At 70.5% G+C, this 17,868-nt stretch carries 16 protein-coding genes and 1 pseudogene; 10 read left to right on the top strand and 7 right to left on the bottom strand.

Annotated elements, in window-relative coordinates; translation table 11 throughout:
• The first annotated feature begins 197 nt into the window (after positions 1 to 197).
• From AB0J21_RS10525 to AB0J21_RS10490, 8 genes and pseudogenes are all read left to right on the top strand, one after another.
• Positions 198 to 857, top strand: a complete 660-nt coding sequence (locus AB0J21_RS10525) for a BTAD domain-containing putative transcriptional regulator (protein WP_363145462.1) — start codon at positions 198 to 200, stop codon at positions 855 to 857.
• Positions 838 to 1,959, top strand: coding sequence for a hypothetical protein (locus AB0J21_RS10520; RefSeq protein WP_363145461.1), 1,122 nt, complete (start codon positions 838 to 840; stop codon positions 1,957 to 1,959). The genes AB0J21_RS10525 and AB0J21_RS10520 overlap by 20 nt, the downstream gene beginning before the upstream one ends.
• On the top strand, positions 1,956 to 2,156 hold the full coding sequence (locus tag AB0J21_RS10515) for a tetratricopeptide repeat protein (protein WP_363145744.1): 201 nt from the start codon (positions 1,956 to 1,958) through the stop codon (positions 2,154 to 2,156). Before AB0J21_RS10520 ends, AB0J21_RS10515 begins: the two co-directional genes overlap by 4 nt.
• A gap of 28 nt (positions 2,157 to 2,184) precedes the next feature.
• A pseudogene (locus AB0J21_RS10510) lies at positions 2,185 to 2,307 on the top strand (hypothetical protein); the annotation flags it as partial.
• A 45-nt stretch (positions 2,308 to 2,352) separates the two neighbouring features.
• Complete coding sequence (locus AB0J21_RS10505; protein ID WP_363145460.1) at positions 2,353 to 2,658, top strand: hypothetical protein; 306 nt, start codon at positions 2,353 to 2,355, stop codon at positions 2,656 to 2,658.
• 756 nt (positions 2,659 to 3,414) lie between these two features.
• Positions 3,415 to 4,248 (top strand): PIG-L family deacetylase, encoded by an 834-nt coding sequence (locus AB0J21_RS10500; protein WP_363145459.1) that lies wholly within the window; start codon positions 3,415 to 3,417, stop codon positions 4,246 to 4,248.
• 579 nt (positions 4,249 to 4,827) lie between these two features.
• The gene (locus AB0J21_RS10495; RefSeq protein ID WP_363145458.1) at positions 4,828 to 5,304 is read left to right on the top strand and encodes a nuclear transport factor 2 family protein; all 477 of its coding nucleotides are present in this window, start codon (positions 4,828 to 4,830) and stop codon (positions 5,302 to 5,304) included.
• An 89-nt stretch (positions 5,305 to 5,393) separates the two neighbouring features.
• Complete coding sequence (locus tag AB0J21_RS10490; RefSeq protein WP_363145457.1) at positions 5,394 to 6,626, top strand: epoxide hydrolase; 1,233 nt, start codon at positions 5,394 to 5,396, stop codon at positions 6,624 to 6,626.
• A gap of 42 nt (positions 6,627 to 6,668) precedes the next feature.
• On the opposite strand, the gene AB0J21_RS10485 is transcribed toward AB0J21_RS10490, so the two are convergent.
• Both AB0J21_RS10485 and AB0J21_RS10480 read right to left on the bottom strand, forming a co-directional pair.
• Entirely contained in the window at positions 6,669 to 7,457 is a 789-nt protein-coding gene (locus tag AB0J21_RS10485; RefSeq protein WP_363145743.1) for a formylglycine-generating enzyme family protein, read from the bottom strand.
• Positions 7,458 to 7,881: 424 nt separating this feature from the next.
• Complete coding sequence (locus AB0J21_RS10480) at positions 7,882 to 9,294, bottom strand: sulfatase (RefSeq protein WP_363145456.1); 1,413 nt, start codon at positions 9,292 to 9,294, stop codon at positions 7,882 to 7,884.
• Between the two features lie 524 nt (positions 9,295 to 9,818).
• Here AB0J21_RS10480 and AB0J21_RS10475 point away from each other — a divergent pair.
• Positions 9,819 to 10,412 (top strand): hypothetical protein, encoded by a 594-nt coding sequence (locus AB0J21_RS10475; RefSeq protein WP_363145455.1) that lies wholly within the window; start codon positions 9,819 to 9,821, stop codon positions 10,410 to 10,412.
• Between the two features lie 778 nt (positions 10,413 to 11,190).
• Positions 11,191 to 11,841 (top strand): hypothetical protein, encoded by a 651-nt coding sequence (locus tag AB0J21_RS10470; RefSeq protein ID WP_363145454.1) that lies wholly within the window; start codon positions 11,191 to 11,193, stop codon positions 11,839 to 11,841.
• Between the two features lie 23 nt (positions 11,842 to 11,864).
• Here the strand turns inward: AB0J21_RS10470 and AB0J21_RS10465 are convergent, their stop codons facing one another.
• The 5 genes from AB0J21_RS10465 to cas7e all read right to left on the bottom strand — a co-directional run bounded on the left by AB0J21_RS10465 (position 11,865) and on the right by cas7e (position 17,855).
• A complete protein-coding gene (locus AB0J21_RS10465) occupies positions 11,865 to 14,339 on the bottom strand; it encodes an excinuclease ABC subunit UvrA (protein WP_363145453.1) in 2,475 nt (824 codons plus the stop codon).
• 126 nt (positions 14,340 to 14,465) lie between these two features.
• Complete coding sequence (locus AB0J21_RS10460; RefSeq protein ID WP_363145452.1) at positions 14,466 to 14,888, bottom strand: helix-turn-helix transcriptional regulator; 423 nt, start codon at positions 14,886 to 14,888, stop codon at positions 14,466 to 14,468.
• Positions 14,889 to 14,994: 106 nt separating this feature from the next.
• A complete protein-coding gene (gene cas6e / locus AB0J21_RS10455; RefSeq protein ID WP_363145451.1) occupies positions 14,995 to 15,798 on the bottom strand; it encodes a type I-E CRISPR-associated protein Cas6/Cse3/CasE in 804 nt (267 codons plus the stop codon).
• A 3-nt stretch (positions 15,799 to 15,801) separates the two neighbouring features.
• The gene (gene cas5e / locus AB0J21_RS10450) at positions 15,802 to 16,662 is read right to left on the bottom strand and encodes a type I-E CRISPR-associated protein Cas5/CasD (protein ID WP_363145450.1); all 861 of its coding nucleotides are present in this window, start codon (positions 16,660 to 16,662) and stop codon (positions 15,802 to 15,804) included.
• Positions 16,659 to 17,855, bottom strand: coding sequence for a type I-E CRISPR-associated protein Cas7/Cse4/CasC (gene cas7e / locus AB0J21_RS10445; RefSeq protein ID WP_363145449.1), 1,197 nt, complete (start codon positions 17,853 to 17,855; stop codon positions 16,659 to 16,661). Before cas7e ends, cas5e begins: the two co-directional genes overlap by 4 nt.
• Positions 17,856 to 17,868 lie beyond the last annotated feature (13 nt).

The raw sequence follows: 17,868 nt of genomic DNA, 5'->3' as shown, positions 1-17,868 counted from the left end.
AGTCCGTACTCGAATCACCCCTCCAGCCACGCGAGATCGATCACCAATTGCCCGTACGCCTTCGCACCCCACCGGGGTGCGACCTGGAATGACCAGTAGGAGCCAGATGAATCGCGCCAAGTACAGCGACGGCGCATGGCGCTATTCGGCGTGTGATGTCATGCTCATGAGCCTTCCGCCGGACAAGCGGGGCGCCGGTGGAATTCCAGATTCTTGGACCGGTGGGGCTGTGGCTGAACGGGCAGTGGCTGCCGCTCGGATCAGACAAGGAGCGGGTGCTGCTTGCCGCGCTCGCTCTTGACGCGGGCCGTCCTGTCGCGATCAGCGAACTGATCGAACGGCTCTGGGACGGCGATCCCCCCACACGTGCTCGCGAGAACGCGCACACCTATGCGTCGCGCCTCCGCCGACGGCTACGAGCGGCCGATACGGGACCGGACGCGCCCACCATCGCCGGGACGGTGCACACCTACACCCTGAAGACCGCACGCGAGCGCGTGGACCGGCAACGCTTCCAGAACCTCGTGGATACGGCACTCGGCAGTGACGGTGACGCGCGAGCACTGGAACTGCTGTCCCGAGCTGAGCAGTTGTGGCAGGGAGAGGCACTGGCCGGTCTGCCCGGGCTCTGGGCGGCGACCGTTCGGCGGACGCTCGCGGAGACACGATTGAGCGCCAGCACCTCACTTGCGCGGACATTCACCCGCCCAGGAACCGCTCAGTGCGAGGGCGGCGCTGGCGACCCTACTGAGGCTGCTCGGGGCGCCGGCCTTCTCCATCCCGGCGGAGCTGGAAGGGCGCACGGCCCTGTGGCAGACCATGCTGGCGGAGCGTCGCATGGTCATCATCCTGGATGACGCGACCGGCCCCGGACAGGTCGGCCCGCTGCTGCCGAGCGGATCGCCGTCCCTGACCATCATCGCCAGCCGTAGACACCTGACCGGTATCCCGCAGGCTTTGTCAGTCCCGCTCGACGTCCTACCGGAGGAGGACGCCATCGCGCTCTTCCGCGGTTTCGCGGGGGAGGAGCGCACGCGTGACATCGCGGGAACTGCCCGGATTGTGGGTTTGTGTGGGTTCCTCCCCCTCGCCATCGAGCTGGTGGCGCATCGGTTCCGGGCCCGTACGTCCTGGACACTCGGCATCCTGGCCGAGCGGCTCACTCGAAGCACCAGGCGGCTGGCGGAGATCCACAGCGCGGATCAGGAACAGGAGATGACGCGGTCGTTCGCCCTCTCCTATCGGACGCTCACCGCGCAGCAACGGGCCGCGTTTCGCTGCCTCGGGATGCATCCCGAGGCCGACTTCACCGCCGATGCGGCAGCCGCCATGCTGGGCCTGCCGCTGGACACGACGGAGCGGATACTTGAAGGCCTACTGGCGTTCCAGCTACTTGGAGAGCCCGTACCGGACCGCTATCGCTACCACGATCTGCTCCGCGAGTATGCTTACGGACTGTCCATCGCGGAGGACAGCGAGCAGGAACGACGTCGGGCCGCCGACCGCCTGACGAGCTTCTACATCACGAAAGCCGACCTCGCGGATCGGATGGCCTATCCCCGACGCGTACGGCTGAACGCGTCGACGCCGCTTCTGCCGACACCTTCGCCGCCTCTGCCGGACGCCGCCGCTACGGAACGCGGCAATCTCCTGGCTGTCGCAGACCACGCCCGGCACAACGGCGAGCCGGGGCGGCTGCCCGGCTCAGCTCCGCCCTGGCCGGGTTCTTGCAGTCGGAGTGCTACTGGCAGGACGCCAAGAGGCTCCTGGGGCATGCCGTCATCCACTGGAGCCGGGCGCACGAGATGCGCGCCGTCACTCTGCCGGGCTCTGATCGACCTTTGCGCGGCGGAGGCGAGCATCGGGGACTACTCGGAGGCCGCGGCGGCGGGGGAGCTCGCGCGAGCACTGGGTGACGGACCTGCCGAGGCGGAGGACTACGGGTCCTTGGCACACTGAACTGGCATCTCGGTGAGAACCGCAGAGCTCTCGTCCTGCTCCAGGAGTCCTTCGACGTCAAGTCACGGTCGGGCGACGTCTGGGACATGGCGCGCAGCCGGAACAACATCGCGGTGACCATGCTTTCCCTCGGAGAACACGAGCAGGCACTCGAGAACTTTCGCAGCTCTCGCCGGATTCCGAGAGGCGGGCGATAGAACCGCATCCGCCCAGACACTCAACAATATAGGCGAACTACAACACCAGGCGGGCGAATTAACATCAGCCCGTCATTCGTTTAACGAATCCCTGTCCTTTCTGGAAGTCGACGGAAGTCGATACGACCGTGCGACCGTACGCAGAAACCTGGCCGAAGTCTTCACGGAGTCGGACGAGCCCCGATCGGCCCTTTCCATGTTCGATGAGACTTTCTCGGAATTCCGGGCGCTCGGAGACATCGACGAGGAGACCGCCGCCCGGACGCTGCTGGCGGATGTGCGGCTCGCGGCGGGGGATCCCGATGAAGCGTACACGATATTACGGCAGGCATTCGAATTGATACGGCATCGAGACAATGCCGATGTGCGCGATATCGGCCGTCGCCTGATCGCAATCGACCGCGCGTGCAGCGACAGGGACACCCCCACTCCGCAACCCGCGACGAATAGGGTCAGATTTCGAATCCGCACATGCGAATGCGACGTGTGCTCGATATCTTGATAACCTTCCGGCCCATTATCACCCCGAAAGGAACCCGCGCGTGCGCAAAATCCACGCGGCCACCACACTCTTCGGCTTGGCCTGCTCGGCAGCAGTGGCGATGTGATGACAGGTGTGGCAGCTGCATCACCACGGACCACAGTGGAGATGACTGGTGTGGTGACTGTGCGTCACCACGGGCAGCCAAAGACGGCTGCATCATGATCAACCCACCTGCCCGGGCTTGACATCGCGGCCCGGAGTCACGGCGTGTGCGGGCGGATCAGTGGCAGGCCCTCCGCGCGTCATCGGGCGACTTCGAGCCGTGCAGTTCAGCAGGTGAGCGGCGGTTACCGCTAGCCCTGGACGGTAGCGACCAGGGCGCTGCCGTCCAGGGCTTCACCGCAGCTCAGAGGCCTGCGGGCCATGCAGCTTCCGGGTGGCTCCCAAGCTCGGAGCGCGCGCCGGCCCTCGTCCCCTGTTCTTGGGTGAAGGCCCGGGTCTGAGACCGGGGCCTTCACCTCTTGTGGGCTCCCTTGCCGCCCCGTGGGCCCCGCGTGGACGTGGGTGCGGAGTGGGGTCTCGGTGGGGTGGGTTCCCTTCGGGGGCGAGCCGGGTGGCCGTGCCGGGAACAGTCACTGTGGGCGGTGGGGTTGCAGTCGAGGAACCGGCGCCGTGCGGGCGGGGCCGGGGCGTCCGGTTCGGCGTGTTGCGGACCGGGATCGGTGATGCGCCCGCCGCGTATCTGGACGTAGTTCCGCAGGAGGACTGTTTCTCATGAATGACCACCCCTTGACGCTCATGGCAGTGCACGCCCACCCCGATGACGAGGCCACCAGCACCGGCGGGGTCCTCGCGCGGTACGCGGCGGAGGGTGTGCGCACGGTCCTTGTGACCTGTACCGACGGTGGTTGCGGGGACGGGCCGGGGGGTGTCAAGCCGGGTGATCCCGGGCACGATCCGGCGGCCGTCGTCTCGATGCGCCGCCGGGAGCTCGAAGCCAGCTGTGACGTCCTGAAGGTCAGCGATCTGGAGACGCTGGACTACGCCGACTCCGGGATGATGGGCTGGCCGAGCAACGAGGCCCCCCGGGCCTTCTGGCAGACCCCCGTGGAGGAGGCCGCCGCCCGTCTCGCGGAGCTGATGCGGCACTACCGGCCCGATGTGGTCGTCACCTATGACGAGAACGGGTTCTACGGTCATCCCGACCACATCCAGGCCCATCGGATCACGATGGCGGCGGTGGAGATGGCCGCGCTGACACCGAAGGTGTACTGGACGACGGTGCCCCGCTCGGGGATGCAGCGGTTCGGGGAGATCATGCGCGAGTTCGGAGGGGACATGCCGGAGCCGGACCCCGCCGAGGCCGCCGCGATGGCCGAGATCGGGCTCCCCGACGAAGAGATCACCACGTGGGTGGACACCACCGCGTTCAGCGGCCAGAAGTTCGACGCGCTGGCCGCGCACGCCAGCCAGGGCGAGAACATCTTCTTCCTCAAGATGGGCAAGGACAGGTTCGGCGAGTTGATGGGTGTGGAGACCTTCGTGCGGGTCAAGGACAGCACCGGTGCGGACGTGCCCGAGAACGATCTCTTCGCCGGGCTGCGCTGAGTCGTCCTTGGTTCCTTGGTCTGGAGTCCGGACGGGCGTCCGGGCGGGCGTCCGACCCTTCGCTCGGCCGCCCGGACTCCCGCCCGGGCCTGCCCTCCCCCGCCCCGGCCGCCTGGCCTCCCTCGCCCCAGCGCCTGTCCTTCCCCGCCCCAGCCGCCTGTCCTTCCGCCCGGCCGGGAACGGCCCGACCCGGCCCGCCCGGCAGTCCGCCCGTCCGGGCCCAGGACCCAGGCCCGCGGCCCGGGACGCCCCGTCCCCGCGGCCCGGGACGCCCCATCCCCGTGGGGAGGGCCGGGCAGCAGCCGTCGGGCGACCGGGACGGCGACGGGCCGCTGGTTTGAGCGGCTCGACGGCGCTGGTGAGCCCGGAGCGAGGTCCCGCCTCCGGCCACCGCGCGACCCTCGCGTCCGGGCACCGCCCAGAACTGGACTTGCCGGTCCAATAATGCATCGGCACACTCCGATGGACCGGCAAGTCCACCACACGCTCTCCTCGTGGTCCCGCCCGCTGCGACGTCGAAGGACGCCGAGGCGTGCCGGGGAGCCGCGCAGTGACGAGCGGAACGGAGCGGCACGACCCATGGACGTCATCGAACCCCTGAGCGCGATCGAACGCCTGAGCATCACTGAGGATCTGCGCCGTCTGATGGCGCGCTATGTGCGCACCGCCGACCTGCAGCGCTGGGAAGAGCTGGCGTCGCTTTTCACTGACGACGGGACGTTCACCCCGCACGACGTCGACGGTTCCGTCGCGCGGCGGATGGCGGGCCGGTCGCAGATCGCCGAGTCGATCGCGGCCAGTGTCGGTCCCGGGGCAGTGGTGGTCCATCACCTGTTCTCGGACGAGATCGACGTCGAGACCGAGACCTCCGCCCGCGCGGTGTGGGCGATGGAGGACCTGATCAAGCGCCCCGCCAGTACCGGGCCGGACGGCAGGCCGCGGTTCACCTCCATGCACGGCTTCGGGCACTACCGGCCCCGGTTCACCAAGGTCGACGGGGTCTGGAAGATCAGCGAGCTCGTACTGACCCGGGTCCGGATGGACATCGCGTACTGACACCACCACCGGCCCCACCGTCGGGGCCGGTCGTCACCCTCGAATGAGCCGATCGTCCTCGCACGGCTCGCATGGAAGGAAGCACCGCCATGAGCAGCAGCACCGATTCTCCCCGTGATCTGGAGCCGTTCGTCGTCGACGTCCGGCAGGAAGTACTGGACGACCTGCGCGCCCGGCTGAAGGCCACCCGGTTCGCGTCCGACCCGGAGAACGACGACGAGACCTACGGTCTGCGCACCGCCTACCTCAAGCCTCTGATCGAGTACTGGGCCGACGGCTTCGACTGGCGGGCCGCCGAGCGGAAGCTGAACGCCTTCAACCAGCACCGTCTGGACATCGGCGGCACCCCGGTGCACTTCGTCCACGAACGAGGCAGGGGCCCGGCGCCGATCCCCCTGCTCCTGATGCACGGCTGGCCCTGGACCCACCACCACTGGCACAAGGTCATAGGCCCGCTCACCGACCCCGCCGCACACGGTGGCGACCCCGCCGACGCCTTCGACGTGGTCGTCCCCTCCCTGCCCGGCTTCGGCTTCTCCACCCCCCTCACCAACCCCCGTGAGAACTACGCCGACATGGCCGACCGCTTCCACACCCTGATGACCGAGGTGCTCGGCCACCGCAGGTACGGCGTCGGCGCGGCCGACTACGGCGCGCTCGTCGGCGCCCGGCTCGGGCACAAGTACGCCGACTCCCTGTACGGCGTCCACCTCGGCAACGAGATGCCGCCCGCGATGTTCCAGGGCGACCGCTACTGGGACCTGACCGGTGGCCTGCGCACCGAGGACCTCCCCGAAGCCGACCGCGCCCGGATCCTGCGCCGGAACAAGGTCTACGTCTCCCACGTGGCCGCGCACCTGCTCGACGGCCAGACCCTCACCCACGGACTGAACGACTCCCCGGCCGGCATGCTGGCATGGGTCCTCAAGCGCTGGAAGACGTGGAGCGACCGCGACGCGGACTTCGACGCGACCTGGCCCGCCGACGACATCCTCACCTTCGCCACCATCTACTGGGTCAACCAGGCCATCGGCTCCTCGATCCGCGCCTACAAGAACGCCAGTCTCCATCCGCCGCGACCCGTCAACGACCTGAAGCCCTACGTCCAGGCCCCGGCCGGCTTCACCTTCCTGCTCGGTGACTCCTCACCCGGCGCGGAGACCGCCGAGGAACGCATCGCGATCTTCAAGGCCGGCGGTGGCCAGTTCTACGCCGACGTCCGCGACGTCAACGTCCATGCCAGGGGCGGCCACTTCGGGCCCTACGAGAACCCCGGGGCATGGATCGACGACCTGCGCGCCACCTACCGCAAGCTACGCTGACCGGTCGGCCGGACCGCTACCTGTCGGGGGGCCGTACCCCCCTCAGATCGCGACGCGGAAGCCGATGTTGCCCGTCGAGCTGTCCGGCGTGTTGGAGCTGCGGGCCGCGACGCGGTAGCGGTTGCAGTACGAGTCGTGGCACAGGTAGGAGCCGCCCCGCATCACCCGGGTCGTGTCCGGCGTGAACCAGTCCTCGCACCACTCCCAGACGTTGCCCACCATGTTGTGGAGGCCGTAGCCGTTGGGCCGGTAGGACGTCACCGGGACGGTGCCGGGGTGTCCGTCCCCGCCCGTGTGGTGCGTGGGGAACTCGCCCTGCCAGATGTTGCACATGTGCCGCCCGCCCGGCGTCAGTTCGTCGCCCCACGGGTAGCGCCGCCGCTCCAGGCCGCCGCGCGCGGCGTACTCCCGTTCCGCCTCCCCCGGCAGCCGCGTAGCGGACCACGCGCAGTACGCCTGCGCGTCGTTCCACGACACGTGCACGACGGGATGGTTCTGCCGGGCGGCGAACGAGGAACCCGGGCCCTCCGGGTGTCTCCAGGTGGCGCCCGGTACCGCCCGCCACCACGGGACCGCCGCCACCGGGGCCGCCGAGGCGGCGAGTTCGTCGGGCAGAAGGCCGGCGAAGACGAAGGAGAAGCCGAAGCGCTCGGCCTCGGTGACATGGCCGGTGGCCTTGACGAAGGTGGCGAACCGGGCGTTGGTCACGGCTGCGGGCGCGATGCGGAAGGGGGCGACCTCGGCCTCGCGGACCGGGCCCTCGCCGTCGGCCGGGAAGCCGTCCGGATCCTCGCTGCCCATGAGGAAACGGCCACCGGGAAGGCCGACCAGCTGCCTGGCGACCCGGTCGGCGGACGCGGGCCGGGACCGGGGCCGCGCCGGGGAGACCGTGACGGTCCCGGCGCCACCGTGGCCCGGTGTGCAGCAGGAAGAGGAGGGCGTGGGAGGCACGGCGGACGCGGTAGGCGCAATCGACGCGACAGGCACAGTGGACGCATGGGGCACAGCGGCTCCCTTGTTCGGGCGGGCCGACGGGCCGGCCGGGGACGACAGCGGTCACTCCGGTCCCCGGCCGGGACGCGGCTTCTGGCTAGTGCCGTGGCAGGCAATGTTTGCCCGTGAAGGAGCGGCGTCCGGTGCGTGCTCTCGGTGCGCCGGCCGGAAGCCCTAGTACTGGACGTACTTGGGTTTTCGTCCGGTGCGGCGAGAGGACGTGCCGGGCGTCGCGACGGGGCGAACATTGCCTGCTGCGGCACTAGCTGGTGCGGTCGGTGGCGAGCCGGGCCGCCAGAGCGGGTATGCCGAGGTTCCGCTCGTCCTGCGGGGTCGCCTGGTAGAGGCTGTTCTTCAGCTGGTGCGGATCGCCCGCGAGGTCGCAGTACTCCCGGAACTTCAGCTGCCCCGTGCCGGAGACCACGCCGTTGGCGTCGGTCGTCAGGTCGGAGTACTCGGTGTACTGCTTGTCCTTGGCGACGTACGAGGCCCAGGTCGGCGGCCCCTCGGCGGCGGGGCCCTGCTTCCACCACTCGACGAGCAGGTGATCGCGGCTGTACGAGGTCAGCAGCGACTTCCCGTCCTGCGAGTGCCCCGGCGTGATCCCGGCCGCGTCGAGGACGGTGGGCGCGATGTCGATGTTGGCGACGACGCGGTCGTCGGTGGTTGCGGCGCCCAGGCCACCGGCCGGCCAGGACAGGTAGAACGGCACCTCGTGCGCCTGCCGGTAGGGCACCGACTTCTTCGTCCAGCCGTGGTCCGCCCAGCCGAACCCGTTGTCCCCGATGTAGACGACCAGGGTGTTGTCCAGCTGTCCGAGGGCCGTCAGCCTGTCCTTGAACGCCTGCACCGCGTCGTCCACGGACCGCAGGGTCCGCAACTGCTCCGCGCGGATGCGGCGGCCGTCGGCCAGGGTCCCCGTCGCGTCGCGGATGTAGCCCGGCTTGTCGCTCCGGTCGGCCTCGGGGACGGAGGGACGTCCGTTCCACTCCGGTACGGCCGTCCCCTTGTACTTCTCCTCCGGCCTGCGGGGCCCGTGCGAGGCGTACGGAGTGACGTACGCGAACCAGGGGCGGCTGTCCGTCGCGGCCTCGTCCAGGAAGTCCAGCGTCCGGTTCTTGATGATCTCGGTCGTGTAGCCGTTGATGGTCTGAACCGTGCCGTTGATGTTCCACCGGGCGTCGACGTACCCCGGCTGGAGCAGCGCGAAGTCCTCGAAGTGCGGCGGATTCTCGGCGAGCTTCCAGGAGTTGAGGAACTTGCCGAACAGTCCGGTGCGGTAGCCCGCCTGCTGGAGGTACCGCTGAAGGGTGGTGCTCTGGTCCAGCTGGTACGAGGCCCCGTTGTTCCGCACGCCGTGGTTGTGGGCGTACCGCCCGGACAGGATCGACGACCGCGACGGTGCGCAAAGGGGCGTGGTCACATGGCCGTTGGTGAATTTCACGCCCCGCCCGGCGAGCCAGTCGACCGTCCTGGGGGTCGCCCATTCGGTGTGCTTGGGCTGGTCGTCGGTGACGATCAGAAGGATGTTGGGGCGGGGCGCGGCGGCCGTGGTGTCCGCGGTGCTCGCGGCGGCGGCCTGCGCCACCGCGGGTACGGCTGCCGTGGCGGCCACCGCCGCCGAGCCGGCCAGTAAGCCGCGCCGGCTCACCCGCGGTCTGTCGTGGGTACTCATGGGTCGTTTCCTCCTGTGGTCCTTCGATGGGACGAGGGGGTGCTGAACCGAGCTGTGAACACGTGGAGTTCAGGGACGGCGTTCAGGCGCTGGGCGGCCGGGCCGGCCGGAGGCCGGGACCCGGTGACGGGGCGGGGCGGGGCGAGCCGACGGGTCAGAGTCGGCTCACTGCCACGACGGCTGCGTGAACTGCGACGACCGCCGGTCAGTCCCGGGATCACGTTCGGCCGACAAGCGACCGGCCCCGGCGATCACGCCGTGGCGGCCGTACACAGCGCGCTCGCCAGCCTGCCGAAATCGACGTGGCGGCGAGCGGCGAGCATTCCTTCTGCTGCCATGCCAGGAGACTAGAGGGGCCGGGGCGGGCCGTTCCATGCACGGCATGTGAAATCCGCAGCCGCCGTCCGGCGGACGCGGACCGCTTGGCCGGTGGACCGGCATCCCGACAGGCCCTGGTGAACCGACCAGGCGGTCTGAGCGTGGGCGAGCGGAACACGCAGAGCCCCGGTGGCAGACTTTCCGCCATGAAGCCAGCCTCACAGGAGCCTCTCCTGGCTCCGCCTGCCTCCGCGTCCTTGCAAGGAGACGAGCCGCTTGCTGGTATCAGCGACGTCACCGTGCTCGATTTCTGGCGGTTCGCCATGCCGGACCTGAGAGTCAACAACACCCGGGGGCTGTTCGCCGAGTTCCTGGTTCACCAGGCCGTGGGCTCACGGCGGCCACGCGTGGAATGGGCAAGCCACGACGTCGAGACCACGGACGGGCTTCGTATCGAGGTCAAGACCAGCGCCTACTTGCAGGCGTGGGAACAGCGCGGCCCTTCAGCCGTCCGCTTCAGCGGGCTGCGCGCCCGCACCTGGAGTCCTCTCACCGGGTACTCCAGCACCGTGTCGTACAACGCTGATGTCTACGTCTTCGCCGTGCAGACCGCCGTCGAACACGCCGCCTACGATCCGCTGGACACCGCCCAGTGGGACTTCTACGTGCTCCCCCGCCGTGAACTCGAACGCAGAGGTGTCGGCAGCCTGGGGCTGAAGGCCGTCCGCGAGGCTGCCGGAGAGCCGGTTTCCTATTCGGGCCTCGGAATCCGGATTCAAGAAGTCACTCTTCACGACTGAACCGGATGGTCGGCCTCCGCTGTCGGCCGAAGGGACAGCTGTCGCCCATCAGACGCGTGGTGGACCGCACATGGCGCGCGCACGAGCTACCTGGCCGGGAAGCCGGGGACTTCCCGAGCCGAGTATGCGATCGCATCCAACGCAGCCTCGTACATGCCCAGTTGGACGTGCTCTGTCGGTGATGGGCTGTAACGTTGCATGCGCCCTGACAGCGACCGCTTGTCCCGTGCGTCCGACTCGTCCGAGGAATCCTCCATGTCATACGTCCGCGGGCACTACCGCAGCGACGGCACCTATGTCCGCCCCCACCATCGCCGGTCCAGTAGTTCCACGGGCAGCGTCTCGCCGACTCGGACGGGCGCCTCCCGTCGCGCCGGCACCACCATGCCCGGGCCGACACCCGTCCCGTCTGCTGCGACCACGCGTGTCAGGGGCCATTACCGCAACGGCGCCTACGTCCGTCCTCACCACCGGCGGATCAGTGGGAAGGAAGCGGCCGGGGGAGCCGGAGGGCTGCTGCTCCTGCTCCTCGCGCTGCTTCTGCTGGGCGGCGGCGGGGCGGGCGAGGCGAGCCCCTCGAACACCTCCGAGAGCGTTACTCCGCGTCCGTCCGCAGCGCCGTTCGGGGACCCCGGGCAGGAGGCCGCTCCGCCACCTGCCAGGTAGCTCACGCCCTGCATGTCTCGGGCGGGCCTCGGATGAACGCTGAGTTGTCCGTCCCCAAGGCTGCCGCGGATTCCTGGTCCCGGGTCGGGGCCCTGTGGCGGGAGGAGCCGACATGACCGCGGTCGCCGTGTCAGTGGTGGGGGTGCTGGGCACCATCTTGGGCGGGGCCCTGACCGCCTTGGTCGCAGCCCGGTCCGCACGCCGCGGAGAAGCCGCACTGGAGCGTCAGCAGAGGCTTCAGGAGAGGGAACGGCGTCGGGTGCAGGCCCACGAGGCCCTGGTGGAACATCAGCGCTGGCGCCGGGAGCGCCGGCAGATCGCCTACCTGTCCTTTCTCGAATCCCTCGGGGCCGCGGACCGGAGCAACCAGGCGTTCTTTCGCGCGTTGGAGGCTCAGCCACGCCCCTCACCGGTCGACGAAGAGCGGGTCGCGGAGATCCGGCGGAGGTACAAGGAAGCGGAGGCCGCCGGGCTCGTGGTCGTCCTCGAAGGGCCAGCCTTGGTTGCCGAGTTGACACTCCAGCTGATCGTGCAGTTCTCGGCCCTGGTCCAGCACGTTCGGGACTGTGCGGAGGCTCACTCGGCCTCGTCCGACGGCCTCACGGAGCAGGGCCTCGCCGTGCATGCGGCCGGCCTGGATTTCCTCGCTCAGCGCGCGGCCTTTCTTGCCGCAGCCCGGGAGGCCCTCGATGAAGTAGCGCAGTCGGCTCAGGAATCCCCCGATCAGGACGACTGGTCACCGGGCCGGGGCGGTGGCCCCTGAGACGCAGCCGCGACGAGCACCCCTCATCCCCCCACGTACCGCGCCAGATACTCCCCCGTGACCGTCCCTCGGCCCGCCACCAGTTCGGCCGGGGTGCCCGCGAAGACGAGGCGGCCGCCTTCGTGGCCGGCGCCGGGGCCGAGGTCGATGATCCAGTCGGCGTGGGCCATGACGGCCTGGTGGTGTTCGACGACGACGACCGACTTGCCGGAGTCGACGAGGCGGTCGAGGAGGGCGAGGAGTTGTGCGACGTCGGCGAGGTGGAGGCCGGTGGTCGGTTCGTCCAGGACGTAGACGGGGTGGTCGCCGCTCTTGGCCGCGAGGTGGGTGGCCAGCTTCAGGCGCTGGCGTTCGCCGCCGGACAGGGTGGTGAGGGGCCGGCCCAGGCTCAGGTGGCCGAGGCCGACGTCGGCGAGGTGGTCGAGGACGCGGCGGGCGGCCGGGGTGTGGGTCTCGCCGGGGCCGAAGAAGGCGGCCGCCTCGTCCACCGTCATCGCGAGCACCTCGCTGATGTCGCGCCCGCCGAGGTGGTATTCGAGTACCGCCGCCTGGAAGCGTTTCCCCTCGCACTCCTCGCAGGTGGTGGCGACCGGGGCCATCGTCGCCAGCTCCGTGTAGAGGACGCCGGTGCCGTGACAACCGGGGCACGCGCCCTCGGAGTTGGCGCTGAACAGCGCGGGCTTCACGCCGTTGGCCTTCGCGAACGCCTTGCGGACCGGGTCGAGCAGACCGGTGTACGTCGCGGGGTTGCTGCGCCGCGAGCCGCGGACCGGGCTCTGGTCGACCGACACCACTCCGCACTCGGCCGCCCCCGGGCTGCCGACCAGGGAGCCCTGCACGAGGGAGCTCTTGCCGGAGCCGGCCACCCCGGTGACGACGACGAGCGTGCCGAGCGGGATGTCCACGTCGACCCCGCGCAGGTTGTTCGTGCGCGCGCCGCGGATCTCCAGCGTGCCGGTGGGCTCGCGCACCGTCTTCTTGAGGGACGCGCGGTCGTCGAGGTGGCGGCCGGTGACGGTGTCCGCGGCCCGCAGCCCGTCGGCCGTCCCCTCGAAGCACACGGTGCCGCCCGCCGGTCCGGCGCCGGGGCCGAGGTCCACGACGTGGTCGGCGATCGCGATCGTCTCCGGTTCGTGTTCCACGACCAGCACCGTGTTGCCCTTGTCGCGCAGGCGCAGCAGCAGTTCGTTCATGCGCCGGACGTCGTGCGGGTGCAGTCCGGCGGTGGGCTCGTCGAAGACGTACGTGACGTCGGTGAGCGCGGAGCCGAGGTGGCGGACCATCTTGACGCGCTGTGCCTCGCCGCCCGACAGCGTGCCCGCGGGCCGGTCCAGCGCGAGGTAGCCGAGGCCGATCTCCACGAAGGAGTCCAGGGTCTGGCGCAGCGCGGTCAGCAGCGGGGCCACCGAGGGCTCGTCGAGGCCCGCGATCCAGTCGGCGAGGTCGCTGACCTGCATCGCGCACACGTCCGCGATGCTCAGTTCGCCGATCCGCGAGGACCTGGCGCCCTCACTGAGCCGGGTGCCCTCGCACTCGGGGCACGTGGTGAAGGTGACCGCGCGGTCGACGAAGGCCCGGATGTGGGGTTGCAGCGACTCCCGGTCCTTCGCGAGGAAGGACTTCTGGATCTTCGGGATCAGCCCCTCGTACGTGAGGTTGACGCCCTCGACCTTGACCTTGACCGGTTCGTGGTGCAGGAAGTCCCGCATCTCCTTCCGGGTGTAGTCGCGGATCGGCTTGCCGGGGTCGAGGAAGCCGGACTCGGCGTACACGCGGACGGTCCAGAAGCTGTCGGACTTCCAGCCCGGGATGGTGAACGCGCCCTCGGCGATCGACTTGGAGTCGTCGTACAGCTGGGTGAGGTCGATGTCGGAGACGGTGCCGCGGCCTTCGCAGCGCGGGCACATGCCGCCGGTGCGGTGGAAGTCCGTCTTCACGGCCTTCCGGGCGCCGCGCTCCACGGTGATCGCCCCGCTGGCCCGTACCGAGGGGACGTTGAAGGCGTACGCGGCGGGCCCGCCGATGTGCGGCTTCCCGAGGCGGCTGAACAGGATGCGCAGCATCGCGTGGGCGTCGGTGGCGGTGCCGACCGTGGAGCGCGGGTCGGACCCCATCCGGCGCTGGTCGACGAGGATCGCCGTGGTCAGCCCTTCGAGCACGTCGACCTCGGGCCGCGCGAGCGTCGGCATGAAGCCCTGGACGAAGGCGCTGTACGTGTCGTTGATCAGCCGCTGCGACTCCGCGGCGATCGTGCCGAACACCAGGGAGCTCTTCCCGGAACCGGACACCCCGGTGAACACCGTCAGGCGGCGCTTGGGGATCTCGACGCCGACGTCCTTGAGGTTGTGCACGCGCGCTCCGTGCACGCGGATCAGCTCGTGGCTGTCGGCGGCGTGCGGCGCCCGGCCCTCGGCGGCGTGCGGCGCCTGTCCGTCGGCGGCGCGCCGTGCGGTGGTCGACGGTGTGCCCGGGTCCGTGCTCCGCGTGCTCTTCGCCATGCTTCGGTGTCTCCCCGTGTTCCCGCGTGGTCCCTGTGGTGCCTGTGGTGCCTGTGGTGCCGGGGGGGGCGGGCCGTGCGGCGCTGCTCGGCCCGCGGCTCTCCCCCAGCTCGCCCACGGTCCACGCTACGGGCGGGGCTCCTGTTTCGCTTCTCCGTTCCTGACCGGTCGCGTGTGGATCTTCGCGAGGCAGGCGGGGACGGCGGCGCCCTCCTGGTGGCCCCGGGCCCGGTACGCGCTCGGGCTCTCGCCGACCAGTTCGGTGAACCGCGAGCTGAACGAGCCCAGCGAGGTGCAGCCCACCGCGAAGCAGACCTCCGTCACCGACATGCCGCCCTGCCGCAACAGGGCCTTGGCCCGCTCGACGCGGCGCGTCATGAGGTAGCTGTACGGCGTCTCCCCGAAAGCCGCCCGGAAACTGCGGGAGAAGTGGCCCGCCGACATGTGGGCGACCCGGGCCAGCGCCGGTACGTCGAGCGGCCGGGCGTACTCGCGGTCCATCAGGTCACGCGCCCGGCGCAGCCGGACGAGGTCCTCCAGGGTCGTCACTCGTCCAGCGTGCCACAGGGCGGGGCGGGGGCGGGGGCCGCCGGCGACCGCCTCCCACGCCCCGGACCGGACCAGGCCCCGGCTCCGCCCCCCGTGCGCCCGTTCGTCACTCCGCCCGCAGCGGTGCCACGGTCAGCAGTCCGCAGCCGTACGCCTTGGCCGGTCCGACTCCGGCCAGCAGGGTGGTGGAGAAGAGCGGGACGTCGGCGACACGCAGTCTGCCTTCGAAGGTCGCGCTGTTGAAGGTGACCCTGCGCCCCTTCCCGCCCTTGGAGCCCTTGGTGAAGGAGTGCCGTCGCCGGTCCGTGATGCGCACCTCCTGCGGGCCGGCGGCCTGCGTGCCACGGGCCGCGGGCCGCTCGTCCCGCGGGGGTCCGGCGAGCCCCGGCGCGGCCGGATCGGTGCGGGAGCCGGCCACGGTGAAGCCCCAGCGCCCGGCGTGCCCGAGGAACCAGTCGAGCTGGGCCTGCGCGGTGCGGTGGGCGACGCGGAAGCCCCGGACCAGTTCGCCTTCCGGGGCTTCGGCCAGCTTCTTGGCCTGGGCCGGGGTCAGCCGCTCCGGGTCCGTGGTGTGGCGCACGGGGTTGGCGGTCAGCCGGAAAGCGTACTCCTGGCCTTCGACGAGCCGTTTCAGCAGCGGTTCGTAATCCCGTACCGCGGCGTGCTCGCCGTCGGCGCCCGGCCAGCCGGCGTACTCCACGAGATGCGCCCAGTCGGGCCGGGATCGGCTGAGGACGTACACGTGCGGGCGGTACGGGTCGTCCGCGTCGAGCCGCCACAACAGGCGCTCGGCGCCGGGTGGGCCGGGCAGTCCGCCCTGTACGGCGCCGTGCAGGACGTGGGGGCTGGCGAGGAGCTTGCGGCTCTCGGTACGCAGCGGGTTGATGCGGATACGGGAAAGGTAGGGCACGGGTCACCCGTCCAGGAGGGCGAAGGGGTCGTGGGGCTCGTCCGGTGGCGTCGACGCGGCGTCCCCGGAGAGGGACGACGGCGGCTGCGCCGGGACGTCGAAGAGGTCGCGTCGCACGCGGCGGATGGTGAACGCACGGTTGAGCGGGTCGAAGGAGACCGGGACGTCATGCAGGGTGTCCTCACCGTCCGCGGTCTCCAGCGTGACCGGGCAAGGGACAGTCCAGGGACCTTCCCGCCCGGCGCGACGGCGGCGCTCCTCGCGCCTGCGAGCCGCGACGGACGGCTGCCACGGGTGCGTACGCAGCACCAGTTCCATCCCGCCGGGGTGCGGGCCGAGCACGAGGGGCTGAGTGGGAGGACAGGAGCGGCGTCCGAGGGCGAGCGGGAAGGCCGGCGCGCGCAACTCCCGTTCGACCTGCGCGAGAGTCTCCTCCGTCCCTTCGAGCGCGACCACGAAGACGGCGTCCTGGAGGTAGTGGCGCGAGGTGACGTGGGTGTACTTCGCGGGAGAGGTCGGCCGTTGCGTCCCCTTGCCGCTGACGCCGCTCTGCGGGAGCGGGAGCCCGCGGTAGTCGCTGACCGTGTGGTAGTCGCGCAGGGGGACCCCGGGGACGTCGACGCGGACCCCGAGCCGCAGCCGGGCCAGGTCGCCGAGGGGATCGGTGCGCGCGAGTCCACGGGCGGCGGCGAGGAGCCCGATCACGCCGGACTTCGTGGGCTCGGGCTGCGTCTCCCTGCGGTTGAACGCGCCCTTGACGCCCCAGGACTGGAGTGGTCCGGCGAGCCTGAGCAGCAGGACGGCCCCAGTGCCCGCCCCCGTGGTGGGGACGGTACCGGTGTCCACCCCCGTGGTGGCGCTCATACGGCCCCCGTCCGGTAGGCGCTCTCCAGGTGTGCCTCCAGTCCGGCGAGCAGTGCCCGGAAGGACTGCCCCGGACCGAACGCCTTCTCTACGGCCTTCCCGGCCGCGTCGTCCGGGTCGAAGGCGTGGACCACTCCCTCGTACGGTGCCGGTTCGCCCCACAGCCCGGCGACCTTCGCGTGTTCGTCCGCGAGACGGGCCGCGGAGGTGGCGGCGATGCTCTGCTCCCCGGAGACGACCGGGGCCTCGAAGGCGGAGACGAGGTTGACCGGCTGGTCGGTGCGCACGACGACGGCGACCAGACTCGGCAGCGTCCGGTGCGCGAAGGAGTTGCCGTATCCGGCGGGTACGGACCGGGCGAAGGAGGTCACGAAATCGCGCACTCCCGCGATCGTGGCGGGCCAAGCGGCACCCTCCTCCCGGCCCAGGGAGAGGTTGTGCCGCAGCTGATGCAGGCCCACCGTCGCGTAGCGGTAGAGGGTTGCCGAGTTGAAGCCGATGTGGCCGATCATCCCGGCCCCGGTCTCGTTCTTGCGGTGCGTCTCGTCGTCCACGGCGGTGAAGTAGTCGAACTCCAGGTCCACGGCGTGGGTGGACAGGGCGTGGGCCACCTGGGTGGCGGCGTCCACGCGCAGCGACGCGAGATCCGCCACCATGCGGCCGAAGAGCGCGACGTCGAGCGGGTGCCCGGTGCGGAAGACCTCTTGCACGCCGAGCCCCGCGACCGTCTCCGTCAGCGCCTTGTCGCCGAGCGCGAGCAGTTCGGGGACTCGTTCCGCGATCAGGGCGACGAGCCGGTCGAGCTGCCGCTGCCCGTAGAAGAACAGATAGGCCGTGTCGCCCTCCTTCTTCCCCGCCTTGATGCCGAGTGGGGCGAGCAGCGCCGTCGCCAGCCGCGCGGCGGACTCCTCGTCCGGTACACCGGGCAGGACGCGCAGCCGCTCGGCGAGGGCGGCGGCGACGGCCCGCGTCCGGGTCGCGTGGTCCTCGACGGGCCGGCTCTCGGCATGGTGCAGCCGGGTGGCCCGCTTCCACGCCTGCGAGGAGACCCGGGAGCGGCGCACGCCCCCGAAAACGGCGTCCTTGGGGTTTCCCTGGTCGTCACGGTTCATGTTGGCGGGGGGCACGGTCTGGATGATGTGCACGTCGACGTAGGCGCGCGGGACCTGCGGGGTGAGCGGGGCGGGGGGCATGAGACGGCCTCCT

It is taken from the genome of Streptomyces sp. NPDC049954 (assembly GCF_040656295.1).
Taxonomy (GTDB): domain Bacteria; phylum Actinomycetota; class Actinomycetes; order Streptomycetales; family Streptomycetaceae; genus Streptomyces.
Note: the sequence above shows the minus strand (reverse complement) of the source record. Positions and strands in the feature narration are given on the sequence as shown.